Consider the following 22,680-nt stretch of genomic DNA (forward strand, 5'->3'; position numbering starts at 1 on the left):
CAGCCGAGGCCGAATGGCCCATTAATCACGGTGACTGCGATGGTGGCCAAACTTGGTCGCGCTGGATGTCGCGGGTTCTAGGAGGACTTTTTCGTGCAAGAGACGGGCGTGCGCAACGGTGCCTTCGGCGCCGACAAATTCGGCTTAAAGAATCTCAAGCAGGTTCACTGGAACCTCGGTGCGCCGCAGCTCTATCAATATTCGCTCGCTGCGGGCGAGGCGGTGCTGTCCGCCGACGGCGCGCTCTGCGCCGACACCGGCGAGTTCACCGGGCGCAGCCCGAAGGACAAGTTCACGGTGCGCGACGCCACCACCGACAAGAAGATGTGGTGGGCCGGCAACCAGTCGATCACCGCAGAGCAGTTCGAGACGCTGTATCAGGACTTCCTCAAGCACGCCGAAGGCAAGAAGCTGTTCGCGCAGGATCTCTACGGCGGTGCCGATCCCGCCTACCGGATCAAGACGCGCGTGTTCACCGAGCTCGCCTGGCACTCGCTGTTCATCCGCACGCTGCTGATCCGCCCCGAGGCGATCGAGCTGTCGACCTTCGTGCCGGAGCTCACCATCATCGACATGCCGAGCTTCCGCGCCGATCCCAAGCGCCACGGCTGCCGCTCGGAGAACGTCGTCGCGATCGACTTCGCCCGCAAGATCGTCCTGATCGGCGGCTCTTACTATGCCGGCGAGATGAAGAAGTCGGTCTTCACCACGCTCAACTATTACCTGCCCGAGCGCGGCGTGATGCCGATGCACTGCTCGGCCAATGTCGGCGCCAAGGGCGACACCGCGATCTTCTTCGGGCTCTCCGGCACCGGCAAGACCACGCTGTCGGCCGATCCGAACCGCACGCTGATCGGCGACGACGAGCACGGCTGGGGCCCCAACGGCGTCTTCAATTTCGAAGGCGGCTGCTACGCCAAGTGCATCAAGCTGTCGCAGGAAGCCGAGCCCGAGATCTTCGCGGCCTCGACCCGCTTCGGCGCCGTGCTCGAGAACTGCGTGCTCGACGAGGACACCCGCATCGTCGATTTCGACGACGGCTCCAAGACCGAGAACACGCGTTCGGCCTATCCGCTCGACTTCATCCCGAACGCCTCGCGCACCGGCCGCGCGCCGCAGCCGAAGAACGTGGTGATGCTCGCCGCCGACGCCTTCGGCGTGCTGCCGCCGATCGCCAAGCTCTCGCCGGCGCAGGCGATGTACCACTTCCTGTCCGGCTACACCGCCAAGGTCGCCGGCACCGAGCGCGGTCTCGGCAACGAGCCCCAGCCGGAATTCTCGACCTGCTTCGGCTCGCCCTTCCTGCCGCTCGACCCCAGCGTCTACGGCAACATGCTGCGCGACCTGATCGCCCAGCACAATGTCGATTGCTGGCTGGTCAACACCGGCTGGACCGGCGGCAAGTACGGTGTCGGCTCGCGCATGCCGATCAAGGTGACGCGCGCGCTGCTGACCGCCGCGCTCGACGGCTCGCTTCGCAACGTCGAATTCCGCACCGACAAATATTTCGGCTTCGCGGTCCCGACCGCGCTGCCGGGCGTGCCGAGCGAAATCCTCAACCCGGTCAACACCTGGAAGGACAAGGACGAGTTCGACAAGACCGCCCGCGCGCTGGTCGGCATGTTCCAGAAGAACTTCGCCAAGTTCGAAGCCCAGGTCGACGCCGACGTGCGCGCCGCCGCGCCGGACGTGAAGCTCGCGGCGGAGTGATCCTCGCCACGTTTGAATGCGAAAGGGCGGCCTCGCGGCCGCCCTTTTTGCTTGTGGCCACTCGCGCGAGCCCACAACCGGTGTCGTCCCTGCGAACGCAAGGGACCCATACCGCGTGATCCGTCGAGAGAGTGCAGAGCGCGTACCGGCGAAGAATATAACGAATTATCTTCGCCAACCTCCTTGCTGTGGTTATGGGTCCCTGCGTTCGCAGGGACGACAGCGGAGCAAAGTCTCACGCCTTGAAATACGCGATCTGCGTCGTGGTCGCGAGCAGCCGCCCGTTCGGCGACCACAGCTCGGCGTTCTGGTCGGCGTAGCTCTTGTGCATGATCTTCGAATCCGCCGTCGCCAGCACGCGCGTGATGTCCTCGCGCGCGAGCTCGTCGGTGTCGGTGTGGAAATAGGTCGTCAGCGACACCGTGCCGAACGGCACCAGCTCGCGGCGCGCGTGGAAGATGCGGCCGAAGAAGGCGTCCGACATCGACATCAGCGACAGCATGTCGAGCTTGCGCGGCGTGCGGTCGCTGATCCAGATCTTGGAGTAGGTGCTGGCGAGCTCTGCCTGCGGCGGGCCGATCCGCATCTCGCCCTCGACGAAGCGGAATTCGTACTGGTTGGCCCAGGACGCCTGGATCCTCGGAAACGGCAGCGTCTCCTCGAACGGCTTGGCGTCCGGGACCTTCGCCACCCGGTGCTCCCAGGACGGCCGGCGCTCGGCGAACACCGCGGTGGCGAGCGTTGCGACCTCGCCCCCGCCCTGGCTGAGCTCGACGCTCCAGTGCTGGCTGGAGCGGTTGGCCTTCACCAGACGCACGTCGAGGTCGAACGGGCCCTTGGCGATCGGCGCGCAGTAATTGACGGTCAGCGCCAGCGGATCGCCGGCGCGTTGCGGATGCTCGATCAGCGCACGCAGGATGGTCGCGGCGGTGGCGCCGCCGAACGGGCCGACGAAGGCCCAGTAATCGTCGCTGGTGTGCCCCTGCCAGCTCGAATCACCCGCGGTGATGCGGGTGGCGTCGTCGAAGGGGTGCGGGAGCTTGGCGTGCATTGCTTGATCCGGCTTTCAATGACGGACGTCATATCACGTCCGGCGCCGGTTGGTGCAATTACCTCTGGCGTAGCCGCTTCCACGCCGCGGAAAATCAGCCTGCGACGTCGCGCAAATCCGGTAGCAGCGGCGTGGTCGGGTTGACCGGCACGTTCCAGATCTCCTCGGCGTATTCGCGGATGGTGCGGTCGGATGAGAACCACGCCATGCGCGCGACGTTGAGGATCGAGGCACGCGTCCAGGCCGGCGTCACCTGCCAGCGCGCATCGACGCTGCGCTGCGCCTCATAATAGGAATCGAAATCGGCGCTGACCATGTAATGGTCGAGATAGCGCAGCGCGTGCGCGATCGATTCGAAGCGGCCGGGATCGCCCGGCGAGAACTCGCCGCCGCCGATCGCGTTGATGGCGCGCTGCAGCTTCGGCGAATTCAGGATCACGTCGGAGGCGTCGAGCCCCTGCTTGCGGCGGATCATCACGTCGCCGGCCTCCATGCCGAAGATCGCGATGTTCTCCGCCCCGACATGATCGCGGATCTCGATATTGGCGCCGTCGAGCGTGCCGATGGTGATGGCGCCGTTGAGCGCCAGCTTCATGTTGCCGGTGCCGGAGGCTTCCATGCCCGCCGTCGAGATCTGCTCGGACAGGTCGGCCGCAGGAATGATCACCTCGGCGAGGCTGACATTGTAGTCGGGCAGGAACACGACCTTGAGCTTGCCGCCGATCGCGGGATCGTTGTTGACGACCTCGGCGACGTCGTTGATCAGCTTGATGATCAGCTTGGCGTAACGGTAGCTCGCCGCCGCCTTGCCGGCGAAGATCTTCACCCGCGGCACCCAATTGCCGTTGGGATCGTCCTTGATCGCCTGGTACAGCGCGACCGTCTCGATGACGTTGAGCAGCTGGCGCTTGTATTCGTGGATGCGCTTGATCTGCACGTCGAACAGTGCGGTCGGGTCGACCTTGATGCCGAGCCGCTCGCCGATCAGGCGCGCCAGCGCGGTCTTGTTGTGCAGCTTGACGGTCCGGAACTTCTTCTGGAATTCGACGTCGCTGGCGCGCGCCTCGATCAGCGACAGCTGGGTCGGATCGTCGAGCACGGCCTCGCCGCAGGTCTCGCGGAGCAGATCAGTCAGCTTCGGGTTCGCCAGCATCAGCCAGCGGCGGAAGGTGATGCCGTTGGTCTTGTTGGTGATGCGGCCGGGATAGAGATGGTTGAGATCGTGGAACACGGTCTCGCGCATCAGGTCCGAATGCATCCCCGACACGCCGTTGATGCGGTGCGAGCCGACGAAGGCGAGCTGGCCCATGCGCACGCGGCGCCCGCTCTTCTCGTCGATCAGCGAGACCGAGGCACGGAAGTCGATGTCGCCGGGGCAGCGCGCCTCGGCGAGCGCCAGGTGCTGCACGTTGATGCGGTAGATGATCTCGAGGTGCCGCGGCAGCAGCCGCTCGAACAGCTCGACCGGCCAGGTCTCCAGCGCCTCGGGCAGCAGCGTGTGGTTGGTGTAGGAGAGCGTGGCGACCGTGATCTTCCAGGCCTCGTCCCAGCGGAAATTGTGCAGGTCCACGAGGATCCGCATCAGCTCGGTGACGGCAAGGCTCGGATGCGTGTCGTTGAGCTGCACCGCGACCTTGGACGACAGGCTGCGCAGCTGGCCGTCGGAGGCGAGGTGCCGCTTGATCAGATCCTGCAGCGAAGCCGAGACGAAGAAATATTCCTGGCGCAGCCGCAACTCGCGGCCCGCCGGGCTTTCGTCGTTGGGATAGAGGAATTTGCAGATCGCCTCCGCGCGCGACTGCTCGGCGCTGGCGCTGACATAGTCGCCCCGGTTGAAGGCGTCGAGCTTGAGCGGATCGGGGGAGCGCGCCGACCACAGCCGCAGCGCGTTGACGTGCTGGCCGCGCCAGCCGACGATCGGCGTGTCATAGGCGATCGCCTGCACCGTCTCGGCCGGATGCCAGATCGCGCGGTCGCGCCCCTTGTCGTCGACATGCTCGACGGCGCCGCCGAAATTGACGTCGTAGATCACCTCGGGCCGCTGCAATTCCCAGGGATTGCCGAAGCTCAGCCATTCGTCCGGATATTCCTGCTGCCAGCCCTGATTGATGATCTGGCGGAACAGGCCGTAATCGTAGCGGATGCCGTAGCCGATCGCGGGGATCGACAGCGTCGCCATGCTCTCCATGAAGCAGGCGGCAAGCCGGCCGAGGCCGCCATTGCCGAGGGCGGCGTCCGGCTCGCATTTGCGCAGCTCCGGCAGCGAGACGCCGAGATCGCCGAGCGCGACCTCGAAGATCTTCAACAGGCCCATGTTGTTGAGCGCGTCGCTGAACAGGCGGCCGATCAGGAATTCGAGCGAGAGATAATAGACGCGTTTGCGCCCCGCATCGTAGCTGTGCTTCTCGGCGGTGAGCCAGCGATGCACGATGCGGTCGCGCAGCGCCAGCGCCGCGGCCTGGTACCAGTCGTGCCGGGTCGCCATGCCGGCATCCTTGCCGATGGCAAGTCGCAGCTTCGCCAGGATCGCGCCCTTGATCTCAGCCAGCGCGAGTTCGTCGATCGGCGGCGTCGGGGCGGCAGAACTGGGCTGGAACGATTGATCTTGCAAAGCCGTCACTTCCTGTCGAAAGAACACCACTCACCCTACGCGTCCTGCCTCGGCACCGGAACTGCCACGGGTGCGGCCGTGCACTGCGCTGGCGTAAATTTATGCAAGGAACGGGCCGCTTTGGGAACCCGGACGAGCACGGAGAAACCGGGATTCGGTGCTAGATTGCGGACAGATTCAGCCATCAGTGTGGAGGAACATTTCCATGAAACTGCTGATCGAAATCGCCGCGGCGGCCCTGCTCGTCGTCTGCATCAGCGCCTCCAGTGCCGCGTTTGCCGCCGGCAAGCCCGGTCGCAGCGCCGACGGCCTGAGCTGCGGCTTCACCGTTCCGCAGAATGCCTCGCCCGCTTCCCGCTGCGCCGCCATCAAGCGCCAATGCGGCGGCAAGTTCTATGCGAATGCGTGCGGCACCAGGCTGATGTCCGCGGCGAGTTGAGCGGGCGGAAACGCCGGCGATTCACGCCGCCTTGGCCTGCACCGTATCGCAGAATTCGGCGAGACGATCGGCGAGCCGGAGCGTTGCCGGGCTCGCATCGAGCGACGCCATCAACGCGACCTCGGTCTTGTTGATCGGAGCAAAGCCTTCCTTCGCCGTCAGCACGCGGTGATCGGACTGGATCGCCATCTCCGACAGGATGCTGAGCCCCATGCCGGCGGCGACCGCGGCCTGGATGCCGGCAAGACTCGATGAGGTGTAGGCGGTGTGCCAGGCACGGCCCGCGCTTTCCAGCGCATGGATGGCGCCGGCGCGATAGATGCAGCCGAGCGGAAAGCCGATCAACGGCACCGAGGCGACGTCGACATCGATGGGATGGCTCTTGCTGGTCACCCAGTGCACCCGCTCGGGCCATACCGCGATCGCGCCGCCGGCGCCGGCCTCGCGCTTGAAGAGCGCAAGGTCGAGCTCGCCGCGCTCGAGATCGCGCGCCAGATACTTGCTCTGGTCGGCGCGCACGTCGAGCCGCAGGCCGGGATGCGAGCGTGCGAACGCGCCGAGCAGTTTTGTCAGCCGGTACGCCGCGAAATCCTCGGGGATGCCGAGCCGGATCGCGCCTTCGCCGTCGGGCTGGCGCAGCACGTCGCGCGCCTCCTCGGCCAGCGAGAGCAGACGGCGGGCGTAGGACAGCAGCCGCTCGCCGGCCTCGGTCGGGCGAACGGTCTTGCCGTCGCGATGCAGCAGCACCTGGCCGATGTCGTCCTCCAGCCGCTTGATCTGCTGGCTGACGGTCGATTGCGTGCGGTGGACGCGGGCGCCGGCGCGGGTGAAGCCGCCCGACTCGACCACCGAGACGAAGCTGCGCAGCAGCTCGAGATCGAGCATGGCCGCCTCCATTCGAAAATCCACTTATCGGCAGTTAATCATTTAATTTCCAAATGGCAACCGGCGTCCCTAGATCGAGGGCCTAGGAGATCACGCATGTCCCTCGCCCCCTCGATTCCGGTGCCGCGCAGCCGCTTCAACACGCTGCCGCTGGCCATCGGCCTGTTCTGCCTGCTCTGGAGCTACGCCTTTGTCGCCGGCAAGATCGGCGTCACCCATTGTCCGCCGCTGATCCTGCTCGCCGCGCGCTTCTCGCTCGCCGGCATCCTGATCCTCGGTGCCACGCTGATTCGCGGCGAGGCCTGGGCGCTGTCCTGGCGTGACGCCGCTGTTTTCGCGGTGCTCGGCATCGCCAACAACGCGCTCTATCTCGGCCTCGGCTACACCGGCCTGCAATCGGTCTCCGCCGGCCTCGGCGGCCTGATCGTGTCGGCCAATCCGGTCTTCACGGCGGCGCTCGCGGCGCTGCTGCTCGGGGAAGGCATGACCTGGCGCAAGGCCGGCGGCCTTTTGCTCGGTATCGCCGGCGTGACCTTGATCGTCTGGCATCGGCTTTCGGTCGGCACCGATTCCCTGCACGGCATCGTGTTCACGCTGGCCTCGCTCGCCTCGATCGTCGCCGGCACCATTCTGTTCAAGCTGCTGGCACCGAAGGGGAGCCTGTGGATCGGCAACGGCGTGCAGAACCTCGCCGCCGGCCTCGTGCTGACGCCGGTCGCGCTCACCTTCGCCGATATCCACGCCGTCGATGTCACGCCGAGCCTGATCGGCGCCTTCGCCTTCCTCGTGCTCGGCGGCTCGATCCTGGCGTATTGGCTCTGGTTCCATCTCCTGAAAGTGTGCGGCGCCACCGCCGCCAGCGCCTATCATTTCCTGATGCCGCCGCTCGGCATGCTGTTCGCGTATCTCGTCCTGGGCGAGCACGTCGAGGCGCGTGACCTGCTCGGCATCATTCCGGTTGCGCTCGGCATCTATCTGGTGACGCGCCCCGCAAAGCCCGTCGCGTAAGAGGAGAACTTTCATGCCCGTTTCCATCACCCTGATCGGCGGCCCGACGGCGCTGATCGAGATCGACGGCTTCCGCCTGCTCACCGATCCGACCTTCGATGCGCCCGGCGCCTATCAGCTGCCGCATGTGACGCTGGAGAAGACCATCGGCCCCGCGCTCAAGGCCGATGCGATCGGCCCGGTCGATGCCGTGCTGCTCAGCCATGACCAGCATTCGGACAATCTCGACAATTCGGGCCGCGACCTTCTCCACAAGGTCAAGCGCGTGCTGACGACGGAGGCGGGCGCGAAGCGCCTCGGCGGCCATGTCGAAGGGCTTGCGCCGTGGAGCACCGCGCAGCTGAAAGACGGCGACGGCAACACGCTGACCATCACCGCGACGCCGGCGCGCCACGGCCCGGCCGGGATCGAGCCGCTGTCCGGCGACGTCATCGGCTTCGTGGTGGCATCGAGCCGCAAGGACACCAGCGCGGTCTATGTCAGCGGCGACACCACCTGGTTCGACGGCGTCGCCGAGGTCGCGCGCCGCTTCAAATGCGGTGTGGTGCTGCCCTTCGCCGGCGCCGCGCAGACGCGCGGGCCGTTCCATCTCACCATGGACACCAACGACACCATCGAGACCGCGCGCGCCTTCCCCGATGCGACGATCGTGCCGTTGCATACCGAAGGCTGGGCGCATTTCCGCCAGAACGGCGAGGATCTGCGCAAGACGTTCGACGCGCTCGGCTTCGGAACGCGGTTGCGCCTGCTGGAGCCGGGCGTGCCGACGGTGGTGGAGGCGCCGTAGTCTCCACTGCCTCCGTTGTCATGCCCCGGCTTGACCGGGGCATCCAGTACGCCGCAGCGGTTGTTGTGAGAGCGAGCTGTCCGACGAAGGCCTCTGGAATACTGGATCGCCCGGTCAAGCCGGGCGATGACGAGAGAGTGGCGCTCGCAATGACTACGACTAATCCTTCCTGAACACGATCGACGCCATCCAGCCCGTCATCAGCGCCATCGCGGCGGTGACGAGGCCGTAGATCAGTCCGTTCTGCCGTGCGGTGGTGGCGACGAACTGCTCGAAGCCGACCTTGACGATCTCGAACGCGGTCTCGGTCTTGCCGATGAAGGCGCCGTTCGCGAACAGCTTGATCTCCACCTCATACGTGCCGATCGGCACCTCCGCCGGCAGCGGAATGCCGGTGCGGAACAGCGTCGGCGTCAGGAACGTGACGGCGCTGCCGTCCTCGCGATAGAGCCCGCGCTGGGTGCGCAGGCGGATGAAGCCCGAGCGGAACGCGTCGTTCGGCACCACGTCGGCAAAATCGCCGCTGACGCGCTGGGTCAGCAGCACGTTGTTGAGCCCGATCTGCTGCCGTCGCGCGATCTCGGGCGAGGTGATGGCCTCGAAGGGGCGGTTGGCGAACAGCGCCAGATAGCTCGGGACCTGCAGGAACTGGCGATAGTCGGTGTTGATCCAGATGCCGAAGGTGCGTTCCTTCCGCCGCGTCACCATGTCGGCGCGCGGGCCCATCACGGTAACGACGAGATCATAGGCATTGCGGTCGGCGGGCGTGGTGGCGTCCTTCTCGACGGAGCCGAACAGCACCAGCTCCTCGCCGGAATAGTTCGGCGTCACCGTGACGCGGTGGTTGGAGACCGACACGATCAGCCGTTCGGCCTGCGCGGCCGGGCCGAGCAGCAGCACGAACAGGAGTGCGAGTGCCGCGCGCCTCATCCGCTCGCTCCGAGGTCGCGGATGGTGAAGAGATCCGCCGGCCGGATCACCAGCTCGATCGCAAAGCGGATTCCGACCGAGAGGATCAGAAGCCCGAGCAGCAGCCGCAGCTGCTCGCCGCGGATCTTCTGGCCGGCACGTGCCCCGAACTGCGCGCCGGTGACGCCGCCGACCATCAGGATCAGTGCCAGCACGGCGTCGACGAGGTGATTGGTCACCGCGTGCAACATGGTCGCGAACAGCATCGTGACGAGGGTGAGGACCATGGAGGTGCCGATCACCGTCGAGGTCGGCACCCTGAGCAGGTAGATCATGATCGGTACCAGGATGAAGCCGCCGCCGATGCCCATGATGGCGCCGATGAAGCCGATCACGATGCCGACGACCACCACGGGGATGACCGAGAGGTAGATCTTCGAGCGCTTGAAGCGCATCTTCAGCGGCAGGCCGTGGATCCAGTTGTGGGTGCGGCGCGGCGGCACCGCACCGCGCCGGGTCCGCATCAGGGCGCGCAGGCCTTCGGAGAACATCAGGCTGCCGACGGTGGTCAGCAGCACCACGTAGGAGAGCGCGATCATCAGATCGAGCTGGCCGAGCGCACGGAGCTGCGTGAAGGTCCACACGCCGAGCGCGGTGCCGGTCACGCCGCCGCATAGCAACACGCTCGCCAGCGATGGATCGATCGCACGCCGGCGCCAGTAGGAGAGGGCACCGGAGAACGAGGAGGCCGCGATGTGGCTCGCCACCGAGGCCACCGCGACCGCCGGCGTGATGCCGATGAAGATCAAGAGCGGCGTCATCAGGAAGCCGCCGCCGATCCCGAACATGCCCGAGACGAAGCCGACCGCGGCGCCCATGGCGAGCACCAGGAAGACGTTGACCGGAAGATCGGCGATGGGGAGGTAGAGCTGCATCGAGGGACCACGCTCCGGCGAGACGGATCGATTGCGCAAGGCCCGCCGGACGGTCGGAACGATTGCCGCGTCTCTCAATAGCGGAATTTGGAGCGGGGAGGGACCCTAGAATTGGGGCGTGGTGAATGGGTAGAGAGGGATCGGACAGCCACTTCAGCTGCGCCGAGGACTTTGCCGCGTCCTCCGCTGTCGTGCCCCGGCTTGACCGGGGCATCCCGTACGCCGCGGCCTTTCCGCATCAAACCGGCGTCTCCGGAACACCGGTGCGACGCCGCCCTCGTTGTCGTCAGAGCGAGTTCTTTAACGCCGGTCTCTGGAATACTGGGTCGCCCGGTCAAGCCGGGCGACGACAAGAGGAGGGAGCGATCAATGCGCCGCGGAGGCCGAGCGCTTGGCTGCGACCGGCTTCGGCGTCGGCTTGGCGCTGGCCTGCGGCGCGCTGTCCCAGCCGCCGTTCGGGGCTGCAACGTTGACGGCGTCGTCGGGCTGCGGCTCGGCGCTGAAGGTCTGGATCGCGAGCTTGGCGGCAGCGAGCGATTGCGGGTCGAGGCGCTTGGCGACGTCGTCGCGCTTGCCGGCGGCATCCGCATCACCCTGGGCGGCCGCCAGGCTGAACCATTTGTAGGATTCGGCGAGATTCTGTTCGACGCCGATGCCGCGGGCATAGAGGATGCCGAGGTTGAACTGGCTGTCGGCGACGCCGCGATCGGCGGCTTTCCGGAACCACTGCGCCGCGCTCTTGTAGTTGGCGCCGCGTCCGCCGCCATCGGCATCGAGCACCGCGAGATTGTGCATCGCCTTGGCGTTGCCGCGCTCGGCGGCCTGGGTGTAGTAGCGGCGGGCGATGTCGGCGTCCTTCTTCACCCCGAGGCCCTTTTCATAGAGCGTGCCGAGGCGGAAGGTCGCGGGAATCACGCCGGCCTGCGAGGCGCGGTCGTACCATTTCGCGGCTTCGTCGTAGTTCGTGGCGACGCCCTTGCCTTCGGCAAAGCGCACGCCGATCTCATAGGCCGCGGTCGCATCGCCCTTCATCGCGGCGGTGCGCAGGCCCGGGCCGCCGATGCCGTCGGGCAGCTTTTCGCTCGGCGGCACCTGGATGAGGCTGAGCTTGGCGCGGCTCGTGCCGGACAGTGCGCCGGTGATGTCGCTGCTTGCGGCCGGTGGCGGCGCCGCTGCGGCGGGCGCCGGCGGAATCTCGACTGAGGCCGAACTGGCCGGACCGGGCGCGGGAGCGGCCGGCGCGGCGTTGTTCTGGGATTGCCGGCCGATCGGCGTCGGCGAGGTCATCGACGGCGTGACCTGCTCGGGCGTGGCAGGCTTGTTCTCGATCACCGGCGGCGGCGGCGCCTGCGGCGCGGGCTGGCTCAACGTGTTGTCCATGGCCTGCGGCGCGGGCGGCGGGCTGCCCTCGAGCAGGTTCATCGCCATCTTGAAGGTGCCGAGCACGATCACGACCACGCTCGCGCCGACCAGCAGCGAGCGGATCTTCGAGGTGATGGTCGAACCGCCGTCCTTGCCCTTGTCCTTGGCGCGATCGGCGCCAGCCTTCGCGCCACCCTTGGCACCGCGCGCCGGCTTCTCCGGCTGCGCGGCGGCAGCCTGGGCAGCGCGGCGAGCGGCCGCGATGAAGCTCGACGACGACACCGGCTCTTTTGGCGCGGCGGGAATTTCGCTGATCGCGCTCTCGGAGGCGGCGATGCGCTCCGACGGCGTGGCGACGCGCCCGCCCGGCCGTGTGCCCGGCTCGAGCGGGTGATCCGGCGGCAATTCGGGCGCGAGCGCCGCGCGTGAGGTGTGTGGCTCCAGAATTTCACTGATCGCGCGCGGCGGCACCGGTGGCGCCGAGGGCACCGGCGGCGGCGCGGCGGGCGCGGCAGCGGCGTGGAATTCGCGCGGCGCGGCGGCGAAGGCGGTTTGCGCAGCCTGCGCGGCGGCAGGGTTCGGCAGCTCCGGCTTCGGATCGTATTTCGGCTGCTGCTGGGCTTGCGGCAGCGGCTCGCGCGCAACAGGCGCGTGCGCCATCGGGGCAGCCATGGGAGCCGCCACGGGAGCCGCCATGGGCATGGCCATCGGCTGCGGCGCTGGGGCCGGCGGCGCCGTGCGCACGGCGCGCAGATCGCCTTCGATCATGGACAGGCGATCGACGACATGGCCGAGCGCGCTATGAACGGCTTCGAGCGAGTCCTGGGTGCTGCGGTTGGTCTCGGCCTGGCTGAAGCGGATGTCGGACAGCTCGCGCTTGACCAGATCGACCATTCCGGAATCGGCCGGCGCCGAATTGCGGCTCTCGGCGAGGGCGGAATAAGTCGCCTGCTGCCGTTCCAGATGCCTGAGGATGTCGTGCAGTCCGTCCTCGACGCGGCTCAGATTGCCGTTGCGCGGGTCGGAGGCGGCTTCGATCCGCTCCAGCAGATAGGTGACGCGCTGTTCGAGATGCGCGAAGGTCGAGGCCGAATCGTTGCCGACCTGCATGCGGTCGAAGCGGTCCGACAGCGCGCGGATCGCGGCTTCGAGATGCTCGGTGCTCTCGGACGGCTGCGGGCGCTCGCGGGTTTCCAGCGCAGCCGTGAGCGCGGCGATGCGCTGCTCCAGCACCGCGAAGCTGTCGCCGGGGCCGGAGGCGCGGGTGACCTGGTCGACCTTCGACGACAGCAGCTGCACGTCGTCCGAAAGCCGCGCCAGCGCCTCGTTGGAGGCGACGTTGGAGACGATGGCACGCAGCGCCGAGATCGCGTCTTCGAGCTGGCGCACCGTCGAGGGATCGTCATTGGCGCGCAGGATCAGGTCGAGCTTGGCGCCGAGATTGCGGATCGCCTCGTCATAGCCGGTGAGCTGCTCGGCCGGCGTCAGCGTGCGCAGCACCTGCTTGATGTCGGACAGCGCGTGCTCGATGCCCGACAGCACCTGGCCGTCGGTGCCGTTGGAGCGGGTCTCGTCGATCCGCCGATGCAGCGAGCGGATCTCGTTCTCGATCGATTCGATCGCGCGCCGCGGCATCGCCTCGGTGATGGCATTGCGGATCTCGGCGAGTTCGCTGCGGAAGGCGTTGATCGCCTGCTCGGTCGTGTCGGGGCGCTGCAGCGATTCGATCTGGCTCGTGATCTTGAGCAGATGGCGCTCGAGCGATGAGAAATCGGGCCCCGGCTGCGGTGGCGGCGGAGCATAGGCAGGCGCGGGCGGCGCCATCGGGGGCATGTAAGGCGCGGCCGCGGGTGCAATCGAGGGCGCTGCGCGCGGCGGCATCTGCCTCGGTGTAAAGCCGTCGAGCTCGCTTTGCCGCGCCGTGATCTCGGCGACGGCGACGTCGAACGAGGCGGGGCTCAGGGGAGGGGCGTTGCGATAGACTTGAGCTGCCGCGCGCTCGACCGCATCGGCCTGGCGCTGGCGCGTTTCTACGGGTGAGGGCGCGGGCGCCGGACGCGACGCCTGAGGCTGCTGCGCCTGGGGCTGCTGTGGACGGGAGATCTGCGACAGCCGCGCATCGAGCCGCGAGATCGCGTCGTTGAGCTGGCGTGCGACGCCCTGCTCGCGCGAGACGTCCTGTCGCGAAGAATCCTGGCGCGGCGCGGGCTTTGAAATCCGTTCGATCTGCTGGGTGATCGCGTCGAGCCGCTGATGGATGTCGGCGACTTCGCGGCTCTCCTGGCTCGGCAAAGGATTCGGCAAAGAATTCGGCATGGCTTGCGGACGTTGATCCTGACGCTGATCTTGGCGCTGATCGTAAGGTCCGCGAAAGTTTGGCGGGGCAGTTTCGCCGAGCGTGGAGTTCAGCCAGTCGTTGAGCGACATGCCCGCGCGACGCGCAGCAGCTTCGGCCCGCTCCCTGACGGATGGATCGATGCCGTCCACACTCCACGATACGCGCGAATTCATGACTCTGTCCGGTTCCGACTCCGGCGCCCCACCCGGCGCCTCCAGCCTTCCCACGCGTGCCGGTTGCAAAGACAATCGAATTTGGCGCGGGTCGTCTGCCTCGAAAACCGACTTTTGTCCGTTACGGTAAATAACGGGTTAAGGAACGGGTTGCCGGTGTCTTAAAGTTGGGCGGACGGAACCTGGGTGATTGGCTTTGTGGCTCGCTCTGCGCGCCCCAAAGCCGCTGTCATCGCCCGCGAAGGCGGGCGATCCAGTACGCCGCGGCTTCTCGGTTCTAGCCGCGCAGTCTCTGGAATACTGGATCGCCCGGTCAAGCCGGGCGATGACAGGAGAGCGGGTGGCCAGAACTGGGCTCTATCCTGACGCCGCTCTAGCCCTTCTCCCGCTTGCCATCCTCGATCGGCACCACCGTGGCCTTGCCGCTCATCGTCGACAGCGCGGCGAGCGTCTCTTCGCAGAAGTCGGCCACCATCTGCTCGTGGCGGGCGCCGAGACGGAGCAGCAGCAGATTGCCGAGATCGAGCCGTCCCTCGGCGGTGCCGTCGGGAAAACGCTTCTTCAGGATGCGCTCGTAATTGGCGTGGCGGTCGCGATGGTGCTCGAGGCGCGCCATCAGATCGGTGCGCAATGGCTCGATGTCGATGCTGTCGAGGGCATGGAGGCGGACCAGCAGGTCGTCCTTGGTCGAGGCTGGCGTGCTTGGTCGCGCGGCCCAGTGCCGCAGTGCTGTTCGACCCTCCGGAGTGAGCGTATAAACCAGCTTGTTGGGCTTGCCCGATTGCACGACCTCGCGGCCCTGGATGTGGCCGCGGTCGCGCAGCTTGGAGAGCTCGCGGTAGATCTGCTGATGGTCGGCCTTCCAGAAGAAGCCGATCGAGGAGTCGAACGTCTTGGCGAGTTCGTAGCCCGTCATCGGGCGTTCCGTCAGGCATGCGAGGATTGCGTCGCCCAGGGCCATGACCACCGGCCTCCTTGTTGTTTCTTCGACCTCACCCATGCCGCTTGACTTTATGCGCATTGGCGCATATGCGTCAATGTGCATATGAGACAAGCAAGGTCGGGCGATGATCCGACCCGAAAAACCCAGCGAAATCAATTGCCGCGCTACTGTGCATGGGGTTGTTTTCGCACTTTTTGTCCAGGCCTTAAGGGAGGCAGCTGAGAATGACCGGCCTCGATTCCTGGTACGCCTACATGAAGTCCCACGACCGTACCGCGCTCTGGGACCTCCTGCATCCTGACGCCGTGTTCGAAAGCCCGGTCGTCCACACGCCGCAACGCGGGCGTGACATCACCTTCAAATACCTCTCCAGCGCCGAGCAGGTGCTTGGTGGTCCTGCTTTCACCTATGTCGGCGAATGGCGCAGCGCCAACGGCGCCGTGCTCGAATTCAAGACCATGATCGACGGCATCGAGATCAACGGTGTCGACATCATCAGCTTCGACGCCGAGGGGCGCATCACGCATTTCAAGGTGATGGTGCGTCCGCTCAAGGCGATCAACATGCTGCACCGCCTGATGGCCGAGCAGCTGGCCGCCCAATCATGACACTGCCCTGAGGTTGCAGAACCCGCTAAGCTCGCGGGCCAGGCTGCGCCGCAGGAAACACGCCGATATCACCACGTTCCAAGGCCCATTGCCGGGAGAATCCCATGCCGATCTACAAAGCCCCCGTCGAAGACGTGAACTTCCTGCTCAACGACGTCTTCCAGATCGATCGCTACGACAACCTCGCCGGCTTCTCCGACGCATCCAGCGACGTGCGCGAAGCAATCCTGGGTGAGGCCGCCAAGCTCGCCGAAGAGGTGCTGCAGCCGCTCAACCGCGTCGGCGACCTCGAAGGCTGCAAGCGCGCCGATGACGGCAGCGTCACCACGCCGAAGGGTTTCAAGGATGCCTTCAAGCAGGTTGCCGAGGGCGGCTGGCTCGGTCTGTCGGCGCCGACCGAGTTCGGCGGTCAGGGCCTGCCGGTGACGCTCTCGCAGGCGGTCAACGAATTCCAGATCTCCGCCAACATGGCGTTCTCGATGTATGGCGGTCTCACCATGGGCGCGACCGCGGCGCTGATCGTTCACGGCTCGCCCGAGCAGAAGAAGACCTACGTGCCGAAGATGGTCGCGGGCGAATGGACCGGCACCATGAACCTGACCGAGCCGCATTGCGGCACCGATCTCGGCATGCTCCGCACCAAGGCCGTGCGTCAGGCCGACGGCAGCTTCAAGATCACGGGCACCAAGATCTTCATCTCGGCCGGCGAGCATGACCTCGCCTCCAACATCATCCACCTCGTGCTCGCCCGCATCGAGGGCGCACCCGCCGGCATCAAGGGCGTGTCGCTGTTCGTGGTGCCCAAGTTCCTTGTGAATGCAGACGGTTCGGTCGGCAGCCGCAACGGCGTCGTCTGCGGCTCGATCGAGCACAAGATGGGCATCCACGGCAATTCGACCTGCGTGATGAACTACGACAACGCCACCGGTTGGCTGATCGGCGAAGAGAACAAGGGCATGCAGGGCATGTTCGTGATGATGAACGAGGCCCGCCTCGGCGTCGCCGTGCAGGGCCTTGCGCAGTCCGAGGTCGCCTACCAGAACGCGGTCGCTTATGCCCGCGAGCGCATCCAGGGCCGCGCGCTGACCGGCGCCAAGGCGCCGGACAAGCAGGCCGACCCGATCATCGTGCACCCCGACGTGCGCCGCACGCTGCTCTCGATCCGCGCCTTCAACGAGGCCGCGCGCGCCTTCGTGATGTGGACCGCGCTGAAGAGCGACGTCGCCCATCGCTCCGAAGACCCGAAGGACCGCCAGGCCGCCGACGACCACATGGGCCTGATGACGCCGGTGCTGAAGGGCTTCCTCACCGACTACGGCTTCGCCAACGCGGTGCAGGCTCAGCAGATGTATGGCGGCCACGGCTACATCGCCGAGCACGGCATGGAGCAGTTCGTGCGCGATGCGCGCATCGCCATGATCTATGAAGGCGCCAACGGCATTCAGGCGCTCGACCTCGTCGGCCGCAAGCTGCCGCGCGACGGCGGCCGCGCCATCATGGCGTTCTTCGGCGAGGTCATGGCCTTCGCCAAGGAGAACGGCGGCGACGACGCGCTGAAACCCTTCATCGCCCCGCTCTCGACCTCGCTCGGCCATCTCCAGCAGGCGACGACCTGGCTGATGCAGAACGCGATGGCGAAGCCGGACAATGCCGGCGCTGCCGCAACCGATTACCTGCATCTGTTCGGCTTCGTCGCGCTCGGCTACATGTGGGCGAAGATGGCGAAGGTGACCAACGCCAAGATTGCCGAGAGCGGGGCGACGCCCTATCTCTCGACCAAGCTCGTCACCGGCCGCTTCTTCATGGAGCGGATGCTGCCGGAGACCGCCGCCAATCTCGCGCGCATCCAGGCCGGCTGCGCCACCATCATGGAATTGCCCGCGGAAGCGTTCTGAGGCTTCCCGCGTCACTGGAGATCGCGACCGCGCCGCGGTCGCCACCAACATAACTGCAATCAGGAGGCTCCCATGGCAGATGCCTATATCTACGATCACGTCCGCACCCCGCGCGGCCGCGGCAAGGCCGACGGTTCGCTGCACGAAGTCACGGCGCTGGCGCTCGCCACCGTGCCGCTGAAGGCGCTGAAGGACCGCAACAATCTGCCGGAAGATTCCGTCGACGACGTCATCCTCGGCGTGGTCGATCCCGTCGGCGAGGCCGGCTCCGACATCGCGCGCTTTGCCGCGCTGAAAGCCGGTCTCGGCGAAGCCGTCCCCGGCGTGCAGATCAGCCGCTTCTGCGCCTCCGGTCTCGATGCCGTGAACTTTGCGGCCGCGCAGGTCATGAGCGGGCAGCATGAGCTGGTGATCGGCGGCGGCGCCGAATCCATGAGCCGCGTCGGCATCGGCGCCTCCGGCGGCGCCTGGCCGATGGATCCCTCGATGGCAGTGCCCGCCTATTTCATGCCGCAGGGTGTCTCGGCCGATCTGATCGCGACCAAATACGGCTTCTCCCGCGACGACGTCGATGCCTACGCCGTGCAGAGCCAGCAGCGTGCGGCGAAGTCCTGGGATGAAGGCCGCTTCGACAAGTCGATCGTCCCGGTGAAGGACATCAACGGCCTCACCATCCTGGCCAAGGACGAGCATATGCGTCCGTCGACGACGATGCAGTCGCTGGCGCAGCTGCAGCCCTCGTTCACGATGATGGCGCAGATGGGCGGTTTCGATGGCGTCGCGCTGCAGTCGCATCCCGAGATCGAGCGCGTCAATTACGTGCACCACGCCGGCAACTCCTCCGGCATCGTCGACGGCGCCGGCGCCGTGCTGCTCGGCAGCAAGGAGGCCGGCAGCAAATACGGCCTGAAGCCGCGTGCAAAGATCCGTGCGTTCGCCAACATCGGCTCCGAGCCGGCGATGATGCTGACCGGTCCGGTCGACGTCACCGAGAAGCTATTCGCGCGCTCGGGCATGAAGAAGTCGGACATCGACCTGTTCGAGCTCAACGAGGCCTTTGCTTCCGTCGTGCTGCGCTACATCCAGGCCTTCGACATCGACAACGCCAAGATCAACGTCAATGGCGGCGCCATCGCGCTCGGCCATCCGCTCGGCGCGACCGGCGCGATGATCCTCGGCACCGTGCTCGACGAGCTCGAGCGCACCAACAAGTCGACCGCTCTCGTCACGCTGTGCATCGGCGGCGGCATGGGCACCGCGACCATCATCGAGCGGGTGTAACTTCGTAGGGTGGGTTAGCCGAAGGCGTAACCCACCTCTTCTGTCTCCGCAGTGAAAGACCGTGGTGGGTTACGCTTCGCCAACCCACCCTACGAGATCTCAAGTCAACCGCCGCGCCTGAGATCGGCTGCGGCACCGAGGAGCAACCATATGTCGTACAAGAACTTCAAGGTTGAGACCGACGCAGACGGCATCGCGCTCGTCACCTGGGACATCCCGGGCCGTTCGATGAACGTGCTCGACGAGACCTCGACCAGCGAGCTCGATGCCATCGTCAAGGCGACCACGGCGGATGCCGCGGTGAAGGGCGTCGTCATCACCTCCGCCAAGGACGCGTTCTGCGCCGGCGCGGATCTCTCCATGCTCGAAGGCATGAACCAGGCCTATGCCAAGGTCTTTGGGGAGCAGGGCGAGACCGCCGCGAACCAGATGCTGTTCGACCAGAGCCGCCGCTTCTCGCTGGTGCTGCGCTCGATCGAAACCTCCGGCAAGCCGTGGGCGGCCGCGATCAACGGGCTCGCGCTCGGCGGCGGCTTCGAGATCACGCTGTGCTGCCACTATCGCGTCGCCGCGGAGAATCCCAAGACCCGCCTCGGCCTGCCCGAGGTCAAGGTCGGCCTGTTTCCCGGCGCCGGCGGCACGCAGCGGGTGCCGCGCCTGGTGCCGCCGCAGGATGCGATGACGATCCTGCTCAAGGGCGATCCGGTGACGATCGAGAAGGCCAAGGCGCTGAATTTGATTCACGCCATCGTTCCCGCAGCCGATCTCGTCAAGGCCGCGAAGGACTGGATCAAGGGCGGCGGCAAGGCGGTCGCGCCCTGGGACGAGAAGGGCTTCAAGCTGCCCGGTGGTCCGGTGTTCTCCAAGGCCGGCATGATGATGTTCCCGGCCGGCAACGCGATCTATCGCCGCGAGACCTACGACAACTACCCGGCCGCGCGGGCGATCATGAGCTGTGTCTATGAAGGCCTGCAGCTGCCGATCGACGCGGCGCTGCGCGTGGAGTCGCGCTACTTCACCTCGGTGCTGCGCTCGAAGGAGGCGGCGGCGATGATCCGCAGCCTGTTCCTGTCGATGCAGGAGCTCAACAAGGGTGCGCGCCGTCCGAAGGACGTGCCCGCAACCAAGGTGAAGAAGATCGCCGTGATCGGCGCCGGCTTCATGGGCGCCAGCGTCGGCTACGTCTCGGCCCGTGCCGGCCTCGACGTCGTCCTGATCGACCGCGACCAGGAAAGCGCCGACAAGGGCAAGGCGCACGCGCAGAAGGTGATCGAGGAGCAGATCAAGAAGGGCCGTGCCAAGCCTGATGATGCCGAGAAGCTGCTCGCGCGCATCACGCCGACGGCCGACTATGCGGCGCTGAAGGACGTCGACCTCGTCATCGAGGCCGTGTTCGAGGACCGCAAGGTCAAGGCCGATACCTTCGCCAAGGCGCAGGAGCACATGAAGCCGGACGTGATCTTCGCCTCGAACACCTCGACGCTGCCGATCACCTCGCTGGCCGAGAGCTTCAAGGACCAGGGCAAGTTCGTCGGCATTCACTTCTTCTCGCCGGTCGAGAAGATGATGCTCGTCGAGATCATCAAGGGCAAGAACACCGGCGACGTCGCGCTTGCGACCGCGCTCGACTACGTCCGGCAGATCGGCAAGACGCCGATCGTGGTCAACGACTCCAGAGGCTTCTTCGCCAACCGCTGCGTCGGCCGCTACGTCGCCGAAGGCAACGAGATGTTCCTCGAAGGCGTGCCGCCGGCGATGATCGAGAACTGCGCCAAGATGGCCGGCATGCCGGTCGGCCCGCTCTCGCTCTCGGACGAAGTCGCGCTCGACCTCGGCCTCAAGATCATGAAGGCGACCGAGGCCGATCTCGGCCCCAACGCCATCAACCCCGATCAGAAGAAGCTGATGGTGGAGATGGTCGAGAAGCAGGGCCGTCTCGGCCGCAAGAACAGCAAGGGCTTCTACGACTATCCCGAGAAGGGCAAGGGCGCGAAGAGCCTGTGGCCGGGCCTCTCGGCCTTGCAGCCGAAGCAGCTCGACCCCGACACGCTCGATGTCGAGGAGCTGAAGCAGCGCTTCCTGGTGGTGCAGGCGGTGGAAGCCGCGCGCACGGTCGAGGACCACGTCATCACCGATCCGCGCGAAGCGGATGTCGGCTCGATCCTCGGCTTCGGCTTCGCGCCGTTCACCGGCGGCACGCTGTCCTATATCGACTTCATGGGCACGAAGAAGTTCGTCGAGCTCTGCCACAAGCTCGAGGCCAAGTACGGCTCGCGCTTCACCCCGCCCAAGCTGCTCGAGGAGATGGCGGCAAAGGGCGAGACCTTCTACGGCCGCTTCGCGCCGAAGAAGGCGGCGGCTTGATCTAGCCCGTCATTCCGGACAGTCCGCGACGCGGACTGATCCGGAATCTCGATCGGCTTCGCTCGGTCATGCAACAATTGCGAGATTCCGGGTTCGCCGCGTCGCGGCGCCCCGGAATGACGAAGGATCACTTTGCCTGGACCAGGCCTTCCTTCTGCAGCGCTTCCTGCACCTGCGGCCGGGCCGCGACGCGGGCCTTGTAGGCCGTCAGGTTCGGCATCCCCGAGAGATCGAACTTCATCCGGTCGCCCCAGGTCAGCATCGTGAACAGATAGCCGTCGGCCACCGTGAACTGCTTGCCCATCAGGTAGTCGCGGCCGGCGAGCTGGCTGTCGATATATTTCAGCTTGCCCATGACGCGGTCCTTGAAGAAGGCCTTGGCCTCGTCGTTCAGCGCCGGCGCGAACATCGGGCCAAAGCTCTTGTGCACCTCGGAGGTGAGGAAGTTGAGCCACTCCAGCAGCTTGTAGCGCTCGGAACTGCCGTGAGCCGGCGCCAGCGCCTTGCTGGATGCCTGATCGGCGATCATCTGGACAATCACCGGCCCTTCGGTCACGATCTCACCGCTGTCGAGGCCCAGCGCAGGGACCTGGCCCTTGGGGTTCAGCTTCAGATAATCCTCACCATTTTCGAGCTTCTTGGCCCGGATATCGACCTTGACCAGCTCGTAGGGCAGGCCGGCTTCCAGGAGCGCAATGTGGGGGGACAGGGAGCAGGCGCCGGGCGAGTAATAGAGTTTCATGGAATTTCCTCCTCTTGACGCTTGGTTGGGGCGAAAGAACGACTACATGCGTCTGCATGGAATAGTCAAGATTGATGCAGCTGCATCAAATGGGGTAAGAGACGGGCGACGAGCTTGAGCGGGACCATGAAGCGCAAACCATCGACCGAGGCGACCTCCGCCTGGATCCGCCTGATGCGGGTGCAGAGCCGCGTGCTCGATTGCGTCGAGCAGGACCTGAAGAAGGCGGGCTTCCCGCCGCTGGCATGGTACGACGCGCTGCTGGAATTGTCGCGTGCTCCCTCGGGCGAATTGCGGCCGGTGGAACTCGAACGGCAAATGCTGATCCCGCAATATTCCACCTCGCGCCTGATCGACCGCCTGGTCGACGAGGGCCTCGCCTCGCGGCGCGAATGCAAGATCGACAAGCGCGGCCAGTTCGTGGAGATCACGGAAGCGGGCCGCGAGTTGCAGAAGCGGATGTGGGGCGCCTATTCCGCCGCGATCGAGAAATATGTCGGCTCGAAACTGTCCGATGCCGATGCCGTCAAGCTGTGCGGTCTGCTCGACCGCCTGGGCTGCTCGTGCGGCGAGATGAAGCTGCCGCCCGTCGCCAACGTCAACGAAACCTCGCCGTCGCGATGATCGCGCGGCACACCC

At 66.1% G+C, this 22,680-nt stretch carries 17 protein-coding genes; 9 read left to right on the forward strand and 8 right to left on the reverse strand.

Annotated features, from left to right (window positions below; all coding sequences use genetic code 11):
- Positions 1-93 precede the first annotated feature (93 nt).
- Entirely contained in the window at positions 94-1,710 is a 1,617-nt protein-coding gene (locus tag CO669_RS00135) for a phosphoenolpyruvate carboxykinase (protein WP_097657203.1), read from the forward strand.
- 235 nt (positions 1,711-1,945) lie between these two features.
- On the opposite strand, the gene CO669_RS00140 is transcribed toward CO669_RS00135, so the two are convergent.
- Together CO669_RS00140 and CO669_RS00145 are read right to left on the reverse strand one after the other, a co-directional pair.
- Entirely contained in the window at positions 1,946-2,761 is an 816-nt protein-coding gene (locus CO669_RS00140) for an acyl-CoA thioesterase (protein ID WP_097657204.1), read from the reverse strand.
- Positions 2,762-2,855: 94 nt separating this feature from the next.
- Entirely contained in the window at positions 2,856-5,372 is a 2,517-nt protein-coding gene (locus tag CO669_RS00145; RefSeq protein ID WP_198963735.1) for a glycogen/starch/alpha-glucan phosphorylase, read from the reverse strand.
- A gap of 205 nt (positions 5,373-5,577) precedes the next feature.
- On the opposite strand from CO669_RS00145, the gene CO669_RS00150 reads away from it, so the two are divergent.
- Entirely contained in the window at positions 5,578-5,811 is a 234-nt protein-coding gene (locus tag CO669_RS00150) for a hypothetical protein (protein ID WP_097657206.1), read from the forward strand.
- 21 nt (positions 5,812-5,832) lie between these two features.
- Here CO669_RS00150 and CO669_RS00155 read toward each other — a convergent pair whose 3' ends face one another.
- Complete coding sequence (locus CO669_RS00155) at positions 5,833-6,696, reverse strand: LysR family transcriptional regulator (protein WP_097657757.1); 864 nt, start codon at positions 6,694-6,696, stop codon at positions 5,833-5,835.
- A gap of 96 nt (positions 6,697-6,792) precedes the next feature.
- Here CO669_RS00155 and CO669_RS00160 point away from each other — a divergent pair, with 96 nt between their 5' ends.
- A complete protein-coding gene (locus CO669_RS00160) occupies positions 6,793-7,704 on the forward strand; it encodes a DMT family transporter (protein WP_097657207.1) in 912 nt (303 codons plus the stop codon).
- A 13-nt stretch (positions 7,705-7,717) separates the two neighbouring features.
- On the forward strand, positions 7,718-8,491 hold the full coding sequence (locus CO669_RS00165) for an MBL fold metallo-hydrolase (protein ID WP_097657208.1): 774 nt from the start codon (positions 7,718-7,720) through the stop codon (positions 8,489-8,491).
- Positions 8,492-8,650: 159 nt separating this feature from the next.
- Here the strand turns inward: CO669_RS00165 and CO669_RS00170 are convergent, their stop codons facing one another.
- From CO669_RS00170 to CO669_RS00185, 4 genes are all read right to left on the reverse strand, one after another.
- Positions 8,651-9,421, reverse strand: coding sequence for a TIGR02186 family protein (locus CO669_RS00170; RefSeq protein WP_097657209.1), 771 nt, complete (start codon positions 9,419-9,421; stop codon positions 8,651-8,653).
- Positions 9,418-10,335, reverse strand: a complete 918-nt coding sequence (locus CO669_RS00175; RefSeq protein ID WP_097657210.1) for a sulfite exporter TauE/SafE family protein — start codon at positions 10,333-10,335, stop codon at positions 9,418-9,420. Before CO669_RS00175 ends, CO669_RS00170 begins: the two co-directional genes overlap by 4 nt.
- A 366-nt stretch (positions 10,336-10,701) precedes the next feature.
- Positions 10,702-14,208 (reverse strand): tetratricopeptide repeat protein, encoded by a 3,507-nt coding sequence (locus CO669_RS00180; RefSeq protein WP_198963736.1) that lies wholly within the window; start codon positions 14,206-14,208, stop codon positions 10,702-10,704.
- Positions 14,209-14,581: 373 nt separating this feature from the next.
- Positions 14,582-15,169 carry a PadR family transcriptional regulator gene (locus CO669_RS00185; RefSeq protein WP_097657212.1) on the reverse strand — a complete coding sequence of 196 codons (588 nt, stop codon included), beginning with the start codon at positions 15,167-15,169 and terminating at the stop codon, positions 14,582-14,584.
- A 206-nt stretch (positions 15,170-15,375) separates the two neighbouring features.
- Between CO669_RS00185 and CO669_RS00190 the strand changes: the two genes are divergently transcribed.
- From CO669_RS00190 to CO669_RS00205, 4 genes are all read left to right on the forward strand, one after another.
- Positions 15,376-15,759, forward strand: a complete 384-nt coding sequence (locus tag CO669_RS00190) for a nuclear transport factor 2 family protein (RefSeq protein ID WP_097657213.1) — start codon at positions 15,376-15,378, stop codon at positions 15,757-15,759.
- Between the two features lie 104 nt (positions 15,760-15,863).
- The gene (locus tag CO669_RS00195) at positions 15,864-17,654 is read left to right on the forward strand and encodes an acyl-CoA dehydrogenase C-terminal domain-containing protein (RefSeq protein WP_097657214.1); all 1,791 of its coding nucleotides are present in this window, start codon (positions 15,864-15,866) and stop codon (positions 17,652-17,654) included.
- Between the two features lie 72 nt (positions 17,655-17,726).
- Positions 17,727-18,935 carry an acetyl-CoA C-acetyltransferase gene (locus tag CO669_RS00200; RefSeq protein WP_097657215.1) on the forward strand — a complete coding sequence of 403 codons (1,209 nt, stop codon included), beginning with the start codon at positions 17,727-17,729 and terminating at the stop codon, positions 18,933-18,935.
- 150 nt (positions 18,936-19,085) lie between these two features.
- Positions 19,086-21,299, forward strand: coding sequence for an FAD-dependent oxidoreductase (locus CO669_RS00205; protein ID WP_097657216.1), 2,214 nt, complete (start codon positions 19,086-19,088; stop codon positions 21,297-21,299).
- A gap of 127 nt (positions 21,300-21,426) precedes the next feature.
- On the opposite strand, the gene gstA is transcribed toward CO669_RS00205, so the two are convergent.
- Positions 21,427-22,041 (reverse strand): glutathione transferase GstA, encoded by a 615-nt coding sequence (gene gstA, locus CO669_RS00210; protein WP_097657217.1) that lies wholly within the window; start codon positions 22,039-22,041, stop codon positions 21,427-21,429.
- 126 nt (positions 22,042-22,167) lie between these two features.
- On the opposite strand from gstA, the gene CO669_RS00215 reads away from it, so the two are divergent.
- Positions 22,168-22,665, forward strand: coding sequence for a MarR family winged helix-turn-helix transcriptional regulator (locus CO669_RS00215; RefSeq protein WP_097657218.1), 498 nt, complete (start codon positions 22,168-22,170; stop codon positions 22,663-22,665).
- The last annotated feature ends 15 nt before the right edge of the window (positions 22,666-22,680 follow it).

Source organism: Bradyrhizobium sp. Y36 (assembly GCF_002531575.1).
Lineage (GTDB): Bacteria > Pseudomonadota > Alphaproteobacteria > Rhizobiales > Xanthobacteraceae > Bradyrhizobium.